The organism is Rubrobacter aplysinae, from assembly GCF_001029505.1.
Lineage (GTDB): Bacteria > Actinomycetota > Rubrobacteria > Rubrobacterales > Rubrobacteraceae > Rubrobacter_A > Rubrobacter_A aplysinae.
Genome location: NZ_LEKH01000012.1, coordinates 33,105 through 43,467 on the forward strand (window position 1 = coordinate 33,105; position 10,363 = coordinate 43,467).

Consider the following 10,363-nt stretch of genomic DNA (forward strand, 5'->3'; position numbering starts at 1 on the left):
GAAACCTGTACATCGAGCTGCTGCAGAGCCTAAGAGGGATATCTGGCTCAGACTCCGATGTAACAGAACCGTACGCAAGGACGGCCGGAGCATCCACTCCGGCCGTCCTTGCGAGTGGGATGTTACTGTCGTTCGTCGTTGTTACCGGGTCCTCCGTTAAGCAGGTCGTTGCCCGACCCGCCTACCAGCAGGTCGTCCCCGTCTCCGCCATAGAGCTCGTCATTACCTCCGTTACCGTAAAGCTTGTCGTTTCCAGGACCGCCATAGAGTTTGTCTGCTCCGGCTCTGCCCTGGAGCTCGTCGTTGCCGCCGCGACCATAGATGGTGTCATTTCCGGTGTAGCCACAGATCACGTCGTCACCTGCAGTGCCCTCGATCGTGTCGTCTCCGCTAGTGCCTATTATCGTACAACCGGCTCCGTTGGAGACGCCATTACCGGAGAGACCGACCTCTACTGCGGGGTTGCTTCCGCTATGGTTCACCACGAGCGTCGCTTCTTTTGCTCCGACCGACTCCGGGCGGAACTCAACCTGCACGGTGGCCTGCTCGCCGGGGGCGATGGTGCCATCACCAGGCAGCGTAGCCTTGAAGTCTCCCTTGTCCGCACCCTGGATTGCAATGTCCCCCACGGTTATCGCCGAGTTTCCGGTGTTCTTTAGGGCGAACTCGTCTGTCTTAGAGTTAAACCCAAGGCCCTTATTACCAAAGTCCAGGGCTTGAGAGTCGGCGACGAGGTTCGCGTCGAGGCTTTTGATGTCTATGTAGTTGATCTTGGTGTTCTGGCCGCCGACGGGGTCCACGGTCAGGCGCTGATCCGTGACCTCGACCGTTCTGGTGGCGTTAAAGAACCTCTCGTTGTCCGTGGGGGTGGCGCCGTCTATGGTAGCTTCGCCCTCGACGTTTAGCTGGTAGACAGCGTCCGTGAAGCCTGCGTCTCCGGCGCTTACCGTAACCCTGTACTCGCCGTTTGGCACCAGTATCTCCCAGGCGCCTTCGTCGCTCTTTTGCATGTGCATCAGGGTGTCGAGGCGCTGGTCGGGGCTAGTGTCCCGGTCGCGGCCGTCGCCTATCAGCGAGATCCGGTTATCTGTCCCGGGCTCAACCCAGCCGTAGTAGAGTCCCTGTCCCTGGTTCTCACCGTCCCGAGAGCCGAACTTCTCGCCGAAGTCCTTGACGTAGCCCTCGGGGACCGGGGCCTCCCCGGTCTGGAAGTTGACCTTGACCTCGCCTACGGGCTCGGGGGCCGGAATCGGCTCGGGAGGCTGGTTGACCGTAAACCTGGCGAGGCTCCTCTGCTCGACGCCGGAGACCGAGTAGAACCTGCCACCCACCCAAGCGTAGTTTCCAGGGGTCTGTATGGTGTGAACCGTGTGCCCGTTCCACTGATCCTGGTTGAAAAGTTCCATCTTCGGGATCCAGTCACAGTACGGCTGACCGTTCTGCGGATTCAAGGAGATCAGGCCCCTAACAGCCTCACCGCAGTTGGTCTGCGTAAGCCTGACGGTACCGAAGTGTCCGCCGGCGAACAGCCTGGAGCCATCCTGAGAGAAAGCGAGGGCGTACGGGTCTCCTACGGTATTGAAGGACCAGTCCTGCGCGGCCTGGTTACCACTGTCGAGCCGGAAGGACTTGACGTAGTTGGAGCCTCTGTCTCCAAAACCCCCGTACAGGCGGTTGGAGGTAGCCAGGAGGACCCAGCCGGTCTGGGGCTCATCTCCCCGCAGCAAATTCTTCGGGACGTACCAGGGGCTCAACTCTCCGCTGGCAGAGTCAAAGCGCGCCACTACTTTGCGCTCGCTGAAATTCTCGTCGGTAGAACCTATAACGTTGTCGAAGCTTCCGGTTACGAAGATCGTTTGCGCATCAACGGCAGGCTCCAGAGCCCGTACGACTCCCCTGGTCCTAGGCTTCCACTGCGGATTGAGATCTCGGCTGGGGAGGTCGAAGGCGGCGAGGTTACTCCTCAGGCTGCCGTCTATCCTCTGGAACTGACCTCCGGCGTAGAGCTTGCCGTTGCTGACCTCAAGAGCCCGGACGATAACGGTAATGTCGAGGTTCCCATCATCAACCACTGGTGCGAAAGAGGTCAACGAGCCATTTATCGCGTTTAGCTCTGCCAAGTTCTGCCTTGGCTGACCATTGACTGATGAGAAGTTGCCGCCAACGAAAACGCTATTGCCCTCTACTGCGAGAGAGTAGACATGTGCCTCACCACCGCTGGCCTGCGGGTTCCAGCTCTGGATGGCGGCGCCGCTCTGTACATCTATGGCGGCGAGTCCGTTAGCGGCGAAGCTCTGCCCCCCTGTTCCTGGAGCTTGCTGCCAAACCTTGTTGAAATTGCCCCCGATGTAGAGGGTTTGTCCGTCCTCGGAGAGAGCAGAAGTTTCGACCCGCCCACCGGTTACGTGCCAGGTTCCCTCGTCCGGCGTCTCTTCGAGGGCTAGAGCAGTGGAAGGAAAACCGAGGTACAACGCGATTGCGGCGATCAGAGCGGCGAACGTTATTATGAGACGCCCTACTCTGAATACTCCCCCTGAAACCGAAATACGCAAAACGGTTTCCATGTCCGCTCCCCTCTCCTCTATAGTCTGGCGAAGTCGTACTGTAAGACGGTAAGCGACTCGCTATGTTTCTTAACTTTTAGTCACCAACATTGGTGTAACTTATATAGAGGAGCGTATGAAAATGGAAGTGGAATTACACACGACTACACTTTATTAACATCAAAGTATATGAAAATGCTAGCACCATGTCGCACCATAAGACTAGCGCTGTGACTAGACTCCTCGAATTACGCGCACAAAGCATCTAACGATGTACTCGAGAAACATCGTGCATGGTTTAGGAGGTCTAGCTGTTTCAGAACGACCAGTTCTCCCGTTACCAGTAGGCTCTCCGACGTAGCTTGAGCGCCACCCTCATACCTTTGGCGAGAACCTTTTTGGTCCGCTGGCTCCAGGGCGGCTCGTTAGGCAGGTAGCGGGCTCGGATGGCGGCGTCTTCCTCATCGCTCCGGTCCCGTAGACGCTGATTCTTCTGCTCCGGGTAGAACCGAATCCGCGACCAGCGCCTCGGTACGTGGTGCAGTCCGGTGTGCTCGGCGAAGCGCGCCCAGAGGTCGGCGTCCATCGCCAGGTTGAAACTCGGGTCCAGGCCGCCGACCTTCTCGTACAGCTCGCGGCGCCAGAAGGTAGAGGGCTGCGAGAGGTAATTGTAGTCGTACATCCAGATAAAGCGGTTGAAAGGTATCTCTTTCTTGGGTTGGATCGGGTTGTCTTCGCCGTCTATCCACAGGCTGTCACCGTAGGCGACCTGCCAGTCGGGATTACGGGTAAAGGTCTTTGCGACCTCCTGAAGGGTGTGGGGCTCAAGCAGGTCGTCCGAGCAGAGCCAGCCCTGGATGTCTCCGGTTGACTTCTCGAAGCCCTTTGCAAGAGCGTCGGTCTGGCCCTCGTCGGGCTGACTCTGCCAGTACGCCAGGTGATCCGAGTATCGCTCTATTATCTCTGCGCTCCCGTCGTCGGAGCCACCGTCCATGATGATGTACTCCAGGTTTGGATAGCCCTGATCCAGAACGCTCAAAATAGTCTTCTCGATGTACTCGGCCTGGTTGAAGGAAGGGGTGACTATGGATATTTTAGGCCACCGCGCCGCGTAGTTTTGCAAAGGTTTACCCTCCATACTGCCCTCTAACAGCTGAACGCGATTATCTCACAGCCGGATGCCGGGAGGCAGGCTCCCGACTCGGGTCCTCTGGAGTTTCTGGACCGGCCTCTTCGTCACCAGGCTCCGCAGGCGGACTCGCGGCCGAGCGACTCGCCATAAGCCCGAGTAGAGCGAAGACGATGATGAACGGGATCTCCATGTAGTTCTGCATGAGGCTAGTGGAGACGTTCAAGAAGAGGTAGAAGACCATAAAGAGCAGCAACATCCAACCTAGCGGCTCTCCCCGGCGGCCCCTGTTAGTGGCTAGGAGCATCACGTAGATCCAGAATGCCATAAAGAGGAGGAACCCGATTACTCCGGTGGAGAGGAACTCTTCGAGAAAGCCGTTGTGGGCGGAGACCACCGGGAAGCCCGCCGCTCCTTCCATGATTTGCAGATTTACCGGGTTCCAGAAGGCCGCGAAGCCGTGGCCCAGAAACGGACGCTCCAGGAACTCGGGGATGAGCGCCGCCCAGAGGTCCGTTCTGCCGGTCAGGGTCAGGGTCTGCTCCACGTCTCCGCGGGCCAGAAACGGGATCAAAAGATCCAGCGCCCCGCGTGAGTAGGAGATGTACGTCGCGAAGGCTACTAGTAGCAGCAGCCCGGCCTGGAAGGCCCGTTCGTGGGCCCGCGCCCGGTAGAGCAGATAGACGAGGCCGAAGGCGAGCATCGCCCACAGCATGGGACCCCGGGTCTTGAGGATCAGTATGGGCGCGACGAGGAAGAGGATCCAGAGCCAGTCCCGAGGCCGCCACCTCGTGAGCCCCATAACGGCGCCCATCACGAGCACGAGCACGGCGGAGAGCACCGGCCGGGAAATGTACTTGGTGAAGTCTCCAGCGACGATCAGACGCTGGCTCGGATCGAGCGGGTTGTACGTCCCCAGATGCAAAGGTAGGGGCAGTATGATCACGAGAGCCGAGAGCATGCCCGCCAGAAAGATGTGCTTGAGCAGTAGTCTGGCTCCATCCGGCCTCGCACCGTAGAATCCGGCCCCGAAGCCCAGGCTACCGAGAGAGACCAGGGCAAAGGCCACGAGACCCCGGGTGCTAAGAGGCTCGTAGGTGGTCCAGAAGAGCGTGGAGTATCCCCAGCCCAGATATACCACCCACAGCCCCAGAGCCCAGCGGAAGGCCCCCTCGAACTTCATCATCGCCGCCGGTAGGAACAGCATCCCGAGCATGCCGAAGGAGGCTACCATCACCTGGTTCTGCAGCGAACCGGAGGCGGCTGACTGGACCGCCTGGTCCCCGACCTCCCGTTCGGCGACCTCCAGCATTGGTATGACCATGATCACCCAGAACAAGAGTAGGTATGCTCCGACCAGCCTTCCGACCCAGACGTGGCTGGCGAACCCTTGTAGCGCACCGCCGGTAAGCCCAACGGTCCAATCCCCCTCCGTCTTCATCCTGCTGTCGCGCACCATGAGCCACAAGCCGAGCGCGAAGACCGTGCCGGTGACCAGGAGGGCGAGCAGCGGCGCGTACACGAACCCGGCGCCGCCTGCCACGGCGAGTATCATGACCAGCGCCCACACTCTCGCCGAAAGATGGCCGGGCGCGTTACCGGAGATACGCACGCTCTACCGGGGATACGCCGGGGTCGGGAGACATCTCACTTGTAAGCCTGCTTGCCGTAGTATCCGGCGGTGGAGCCGCCGACGTTGCTCATAACGGTGCCGAACACCTTCGCCCCGACGGCCTCCAGGCTGCGCCTGCTCTGGCGTAGGGCCGCCTTGCGGGTCTTCTGAGCGTCGAGCACTAGCAGTACGCCGTCGCCCTGACTGGCGAGGATTGAGGGGTCGGAGACCAGCCCGACCGGGGGAGCGTCGAGCAGCACGTAGTCGAACTCCCGGCGTATTGCAGAGAGAAACTCCGAGAACCGTTTGGAGCCCAGAAGCTCCGTCGGGTTCGGCGGTATAGGGCCGGAGGTTATTACCCGCAGGTTCTCGACCGGCTCCCGCCAGACGCCGGCGGGCTCCCGGCCGCCGGCGACCACGTCTACCAGGCCCCGCATGTTGCGCAGGCCGAAGATCTGGTGTAGAGAGGGCCGCCTAAGGTCGCAGTCCAGGATCAGGGTGCTCCTCTCTGCCTGCGCGAGCACGACCCCGAGGTTCGCGCAGACCGTGCTCTTGCCCTCCTGGGGATTGGCGCTGGTTAGCACTATCACCTCTGGGGGCTCGTCCACGAGGGCGTAGATCAGGTTCGTACGCAGGGTTCGGTACGCCTCGGCGGCGACGCCTTCCGGGTCGAGGAAGGTCACGAGACCGTCGGATACGCCGCTGCCGGAGGTCTGTTGCTGTTGGTCCTGGGGATCTTCCTGGGGGCGTTGGAAGTCTTCACTCATGAGCCGGACCTCTTAGATACCTTGGACGTCTTCCTGCCGGACGAGGCGCCGAATTCGGGGATAATGCCGAAGGTGGGCACGCCGGAGATTTCCTCTACCTCCTCCGCGGAGCGCCAGCTGTCGTCCATGAACTCCAGCAATATAGCGAGTCCCACCCCGAACATCAGCCCGAGACCCAGGGCGAGCAGTCCATTCAGTATAGGGGTCGGGCTCGCCGGGGAGGTTGGCTGCACCGCAGGCTCCCAGACCTCCGCGGTTATGACACCGCCGCTCACCTCGGAAACTTGGTTGGATGAAACTTGGCCGATGGAGTTCGCCACCTGCTCGGCCCGGGCGGGGTCCGTGTCCGTGTAAACGACCTCTATGAACTGGGTGTCCGGCACGGCCTCTACGCTGGTGTTTTCCAGTAGGGCCTGCGGCTCCACCTGGAGCCCGAGGTTGTCTACCACGGAAGCGGCTATAGGACGGCTCGAAACCGCCTCCACGACCGTCTGCACCAGGCTCTGTACGCCGGCCACGTCGCTCCCCAGGCTCGTGGAGTCTTGCGAAGGGCTCTGGCTGACCAGTATCGTCGTGGTGGCCTCGTACCGCGGCGTCTGCGTGAGGCTCACGCCCGCCGCCGCCGCGGCGAAGAGCAGCGCAGCCAGCACTATTATCCACAGCCTTCTCCAGAGTATACGGAGAAAGTCTGTCAGGGAGACGGCATATCCCGGTTCGTTGCCTTTCAAAGGCTCACCAATCCGAACACTACTTTCCAGGAGAATTGTATTCCACACTCCTCCACATTCTACGCTTCCTCTATTGTGCGGGATCATTCTTACTCTAACTTCTGACTCTAATCAGCCACGCTACCGCATTTCTGTGCTTCTACGCGGCCGGAGACGATATACTTGTCGCACATTAAAGTATTCGGGAGAAGATGAAGGCCCTCTCCAGACTGCGAACCACTTTCAAAACTCTTACAAACAACCGCCTGGCACCGTCCCTGGCACTCGTAGCGGTCGTCCTGATGGTGACTTGGATGGGAGACTTGGGCGGCGGGTACTATGTAGGAGAGTGGGGGGCGGTGGCCTTGATCCTGGCTCTACTACTGCTGCTCCTCTGTGTAACGGGTCTGCTGCGGGAGGCGGGCTCTCCCTGGAGTGTGGCCGCGCTAGGCCTGTTGACCGCTTACACGGCATGGACCTTTGCCTCCATGCTCTGGTCGCCAAACGGGGGCGCGGCCTGGCTCGGCGCGGGGCAGGCGCTACTCTACCTCCTCTCATTCTTGGTCGCGGCGGCCTTGATCCGACTCGGAGCCTCAAGACGCTGGGCCCTGGCCTCTTCGGTTGCGGGGCCGGGGATAGTGGCGGCGCTGACCTTCTCAAGCCTACCCTCACAGGTTGGGATGCTCTTCAAGGATAATAGGCTCGTCGGGACCGTCGGCTATTACAACGGTGAAGCGGCTTTTCTGCTCGTCCCTTTCTGGGTCGCCGTGTATCTGGCGGGGTCTCGGTCCATAAACCCGGTGCTGCGCGCTGGCGTTCTGATCTGTGCCACCCTCTGCATCGAGCTGGCCGTTCTTACCCAATCTCGCGGGGCGATGGTCGCGCTTGCGGTGTCTGCGTTGGTCTTCTTCGTCTTCTCCGGCGAGCGTCTGCGCGGGTTGCTCGCCCTTCTCCCGGTTGCCGTTGCCGTTGCCATAGCCTTCCCCGCGCTCAACGAAGTATACCTGCGTTTTCTGGACGGTGAGAGCCCCGGGGTAACGCTCGACCGGGTGATCCTGCTGGCCTGGGCCTCCGCCGCCGGAGCCGGGCTCTACGGCCTGCTCTGGGGGCTGCTGGACCGCCGCTGGACACCGCCTCAGGCTTTGGTGAGGATGGCGGGTGCGGCCACACTCGTCTGTGCCGCCGTGCTGTGCATCGCGGGACTGGTGGCCGTGGACGAACGCGTCGGGAGCCCGGTCGCGCTGGCCCAGGACAAGTGGGAGGCTTTCAGAACGAGCGACACCACCGGGCAGGATCAGAGTCGCTTTTTGAGTGCCTCCGGGACGGGCCGCTTCCCGCTCTGGGAGGTGGCATGGGGGGACTTTACGCAGAACCCCGCGCTAGGCGTCGGGACCCAGAACTACGAGGCCACCTACTACCAAGACCGGGATACGGTGGCCGGCTACGTGCAACAGCCCCACATGCTACCGTTAGAGATACTGGCCGAGCGCGGCCTCGTCGGCGGGGTATTGTTCGCGGGATTCATGGCCGTGTGCGTCGCCGCCGGGCTGTGGGAGCGTTTCACGGGACTAAACGCCCAGGGTAAGGCCCAGGTCGGCGCGCTGGTGGCCGCGGTCTCCTACTGGTTCGTCCACGCGAGCGCGGAGTGGTTCTGGCAGCTCCCGGCGGTAACGATGCCCGCCTTCGTGTACCTGGCCGTGCTAGTGCTGCCCTGGCTGCGGTCCAGGAATATGCCCGCCGGGTGGCCGCTGCGCGCGGCGGGCCTCGGCATCTCGGTGCTCGCGGTGGCGGCTATCCTGCCGCTATCTCTCTCCGGCTATTACCTGAACCAGAGTACAAACCCTACCGCGAGCACCGGTGAGGCACTAACGGCTGTCGAGAGGGCCCAGACGTTTAACCCCCTCGATCCCCGTCCGCACCAGCGCGAAGCGGAGCTCGCGCTACAGGCGGATGACCCCCAGAGAGCGGAGACGGCGTACCTTGAGGCCGCCCGTCTTAACCCCGAGCACTACGCGCCGCTTGAGATCCTCGCCGTCTTCTACCAGCGTCAGGGCGAGACCGAGAAGGCCCGTGAGATGTACCGGGAGGCCATAGAGCTCAACCCACTGGACCCGGAACTGCAGAAACGGGCAGAAGAGCTCGGAGCCGCCTCGTAAGGCTGCCTCCTCTATCCTTGCGGCTCCCTGTTCAGAAGACCTATGCTCGAGTTATCTAGCACTTAGGTGCTGCCGCAGGGTTAGCATTCTTTGACCCCTTTGCATGCTTAAGGTGCCTTGCGGGTAAAGAGGGGAGGTGAGGCCCTTTTCAGCCCCTGGTAGTCGTGGTTAGCTTATAAAAATAGGTGATGAATAACACTACAGGAAAAACGACGTAGATGTTTCCAGCGGCAGCAAACGGAGGAGAACGGATGAGTAGAGAAGGTATCCTGCAGACGAGCCTTCGTATGATGGTAATCATAGCCGCTACGCTGGCGCTGACGCTGTCCTGGTCTTCGGTAGCGGCGGCGCAACAGGGAGGCCCTCCCGCCGACGAGCAATATGGGAATCCGGCAAGCTCGATTGGTCCAAGCGAGAGCGGTTCGGGAGACACTGGTTCCGAAGGCGCCGGTTCCGGAGATGTCGCAAGCGCCTCGGTCGCCCAGTCTGGTGAGCCGGGAGCCGCCGCGGGATCCGCGAGCCAGGCGGTAAGCGTGCTCCCCGATACGGGCGGACCCGCCCTCCTCCTGAGCCTGGCGGGTCTAGCGATGCTCGGAGCCGGCATGCTTTTGATCAGGCAGGTAGGACGCCGCTGAACCCGTATAGTCGCCTATTACACGACGTTACTCGGTGCGTTGTGTACGTTCGGTAACTGGGCAGAATCGCGTACCGGCTCCAGGAATGATGGGGTAAGGAGATGGGGCGCCCGAACTGCCCTCGGGTGTCTTGCCCGGTGAAAGAGTACGGGAGTGCCTCGAACAAGAAGAAAGAGTATTAACCTCGGGGCGCGACGGGGCACCGGTTACGAGAGCTATGGGAGGGTTGAGAGGATCGCGAGGCTCTAGAACGGCAGTCCTCTGTGTTCTGCCATGCATCTCGGAAGAGAGGCTCTGCGTGGCCTGTTAGATAAGTAGGCTTGCGTGAGAATAACCTGGGGGGCCGATGAGAATCAGGTCTGTCGTAAAGCTGTCGCTGGTCTTGATCCTCATTCTGGTACTTACTACAGAGGGATACTACCTCTACTCGTACTACGCGAACCTCCCCTCGGGTCTCCCGGACTCCGGCTCTGTGGACTCTGGCTCCACTTCCGCGGTAGAGGATTCGGCGGGCCTCCCGGGAGAGTCTACCGTGTTCGTCCACCGCGTAACACCAGAGAACAATTCAGCCAATAGCACCTACCTGGACAACCCTTTAACCAACGGTAACCCTGCGGTCGTCGTAGTCGTTACGCAGAGCTGGAACCCGGGAGGCCAGGGCGGAACCTACAATGACCATTCCGTGGGAGTATGGTACGACGCCAGCAGGGACAGATGGGCCATCTTCAACCAGGATAGAGAGCCCATGCCAGATGATGCGGCCTTCAACGTCCTTGTCTTTCCGGACTCTACGGGATAGAGCGTGTCACGAGCG

Annotated in this window: 8 protein-coding genes; 3 read left to right on the forward strand and 5 right to left on the reverse strand. The window is 60.9% G+C overall.

Annotation, left to right across the window (positions count from 1 at the left end; all coding sequences use genetic code 11):
• Window positions 1–122 precede the first annotated feature (122 nt).
• The 5 genes from ABD53_RS11830 to ABD53_RS11850 form a co-directional block, all read right to left on the reverse strand.
• Window positions 123–2,564, reverse strand: a complete 2,442-nt coding sequence (locus tag ABD53_RS11830; RefSeq protein WP_047866014.1) for a calcium-binding protein — start codon at window positions 2,562–2,564, stop codon at window positions 123–125.
• A 316-nt stretch (window positions 2,565–2,880) separates the two neighbouring features.
• Entirely contained in the window at window positions 2,881–3,666 is a 786-nt protein-coding gene (locus ABD53_RS11835; protein WP_053058009.1) for a glycosyltransferase family 2 protein, read from the reverse strand.
• A gap of 40 nt (window positions 3,667–3,706) precedes the next feature.
• Window positions 3,707–5,227 carry an O-antigen ligase family protein gene (locus tag ABD53_RS11840; RefSeq protein ID WP_047866015.1) on the reverse strand — a complete coding sequence of 507 codons (1,521 nt, stop codon included), beginning with the start codon at window positions 5,225–5,227 and terminating at the stop codon, window positions 3,707–3,709.
• Window positions 5,228–5,319: 92 nt separating this feature from the next.
• Entirely contained in the window at window positions 5,320–6,051 is a 732-nt protein-coding gene (locus tag ABD53_RS11845) for a CpsD/CapB family tyrosine-protein kinase (protein WP_084709596.1), read from the reverse strand.
• On the reverse strand, window positions 6,048–6,779 hold the full coding sequence (locus ABD53_RS11850) for a YveK family protein (RefSeq protein WP_047866016.1): 732 nt from the start codon (window positions 6,777–6,779) through the stop codon (window positions 6,048–6,050). Before ABD53_RS11850 ends, ABD53_RS11845 begins: the two co-directional genes overlap by 4 nt.
• Window positions 6,780–7,072: 293 nt before the next feature.
• Here ABD53_RS11850 and ABD53_RS11855 point away from each other — a divergent pair, with 293 nt between their 5' ends.
• The 3 genes from ABD53_RS11855 to ABD53_RS11865 all read left to right on the forward strand — a co-directional run bounded on the left by ABD53_RS11855 (window position 7,073) and on the right by ABD53_RS11865 (window position 10,348).
• Window positions 7,073–8,914 (forward strand): O-antigen ligase family protein, encoded by a 1,842-nt coding sequence (locus ABD53_RS11855; protein WP_235401569.1) that lies wholly within the window; start codon window positions 7,073–7,075, stop codon window positions 8,912–8,914.
• A gap of 251 nt (window positions 8,915–9,165) precedes the next feature.
• Window positions 9,166–9,549, forward strand: coding sequence for an LPXTG cell wall anchor domain-containing protein (locus ABD53_RS11860; RefSeq protein ID WP_047866018.1), 384 nt, complete (start codon window positions 9,166–9,168; stop codon window positions 9,547–9,549).
• 346 nt (window positions 9,550–9,895) lie between these two features.
• Window positions 9,896–10,348 carry a DUF7452 domain-containing protein gene (locus ABD53_RS11865; RefSeq protein ID WP_047866019.1) on the forward strand — a complete coding sequence of 151 codons (453 nt, stop codon included), beginning with the start codon at window positions 9,896–9,898 and terminating at the stop codon, window positions 10,346–10,348.
• Window positions 10,349–10,363: the final 15 nt, after the last annotated feature.

Coding starts and splice junctions, on each gene's coding strand:
- ABD53_RS11830 (WP_047866014.1), bottom strand. CDS start 2,564: ATGGAAACCGTTTTGCGTATTTCGGTTTCAGGGGGAGTATTCAGAGTA.
- ABD53_RS11840 (WP_047866015.1), bottom strand. CDS start 5,227: ATGATACTCGCCGTGGCAGGCGGCGCCGGGTTCGTGTACGCGCCGCTG.
- ABD53_RS11845 (WP_084709596.1), bottom strand. CDS start 6,051: ATGAGTGAAGACTTCCAACGCCCCCAGGAAGATCCCCAGGACCAACAG.
- ABD53_RS11855 (WP_235401569.1), top strand. CDS start 7,073: ATGGGAGACTTGGGCGGCGGGTACTATGTAGGAGAGTGGGGGGCGGTG.
- ABD53_RS11860 (WP_047866018.1), top strand. CDS start 9,166: ATGAGTAGAGAAGGTATCCTGCAGACGAGCCTTCGTATGATGGTAATC.
- ABD53_RS11865 (WP_047866019.1), top strand. CDS start 9,896: ATGAGAATCAGGTCTGTCGTAAAGCTGTCGCTGGTCTTGATCCTCATT.